The organism is Winogradskyella sp. 3972H.M.0a.05, assembly GCF_040493455.1.
In the GTDB taxonomy this organism is placed as follows: Bacteria; Bacteroidota; Bacteroidia; order Flavobacteriales; family Flavobacteriaceae; genus Microcosmobacter.
Genome location: NZ_JANFDA010000022.1, coordinates 1 through 1,374, shown reverse-complemented (window position 1 = coordinate 1,374; position 1,374 = coordinate 1). Strand labels below are relative to the sequence as shown.

The window sequence follows — 1,374 nt, the reverse complement described above, 5'->3', positions numbered from 1 at the left end:
GCCTCCCCGAACTTTGCGGACATGCAGGTTAGCTTTGCCATCACGGCGGGCAACAGCATCGAGGCAGGCAGCTTCACGGCACTATTGGGCACAGGCTGGCAGGTGAACACAGCACTCACCGGGGGCACATTACAGGGCTTTGGCATCGGTGATGGCAGCAGGGACCTCTGGGTCTTCTCGCTTCCAGTACCGACATCGGCACTGAGCACGCCGCACACGGCAGGCGTGGGCATCCCTATCTTTTCCTTCGTGGTGGACAATGCGCCAGACTCGGGACAGATAGAGATCATAGAGAACGATGATCCCTTGGCCACAGGACTGGCGGGCATCGGCTTTGTGGTGGACAACGTGATCAACGTTGACCTTGACAATGGCAACGGCACCCAGAACTACTATGGGAACAACGACCCGGACAACAAGGTGATTGCCTTTGCATCGGCCACGACCTATACCTATAACAACGGCTGGTCGCCATCGGACCCCAACGGTGTGTCCACGGCATCGGACCATATCCTCATTGAGGCAGGCGATGCCACGATAACAGCAAGCACGGACTGCAACATGGTCACGGTACGACCAGGCGCAGGCCTCACGGTCAACAATGGTGTTACCCTGACCACGGCCTCGGGCATGAGCTTGGAGTCCACCTCTACGAGCTACTCCAGCCTGATACAAGATGGCACCATCACGGGAACGATACAGTACCACCGCCATGTGAACACAGCTGCCAATGCTGGCACAAGTACAGGGAACAACGACCTTGTCAGCCCACCGCTCTCGGGAGAGACCTTTGGGGCCTTCAGGGCGAACAACCCGAACATACAATCAGGAACCATAGGCGGCAACCCAGCCTTCCTGTTCGGACCATTCAACAACACCAATGGGAGCTATGACACCTATGACACGACAGATGATGCCAGTGTGCTCAATACAGGGATGGGCTACAGGACTGGCTCGACGGACAACGATACCTTTACCTTCACGGGAACAGCAGAGACAGGAACGGTGAACACACTTATAGATGCCTCCACGGCAAACGACTGGTACCTCATTGGCAACCCATACCCGAGCTACATAAGGGCACAGGACTTCTTGGAAGATGCGATCAACGCAGGACTGTTGGACGAGAACGCCACGGGACTATATGGCTATGATGGCTCTGCATCAGATGGCTGGACGATATACAACCTTGCCACGGTGAACAACACGACACTGATAGCACCAGGACAGGGCTTCTTCGTACAGGCAGAGGCTACAGGGAACATAGCCTTCACGCCAGGCATGCGAAGCACGGGCAATGAAGATGATTTCATAGCAGGCAGATCTGGCAACAACCTAGAGTACCTAAAGCTGGGCATCTCCTCAGATGATGAT

At 55.6% G+C, this 1,374-nt stretch carries 1 protein-coding gene; it reads left to right on the top strand.

Annotation, left to right across the window (positions count from 1 at the left end; all coding sequences use genetic code 11):
- Positions 1 to 21 precede the first annotated feature (21 nt).
- Positions 22 to 1,374: DUF8693 domain-containing protein (locus NCE97_RS15920; protein ID WP_353780276.1), on the top strand; the 1,353-nt coding region annotated here is incomplete at its 3' end.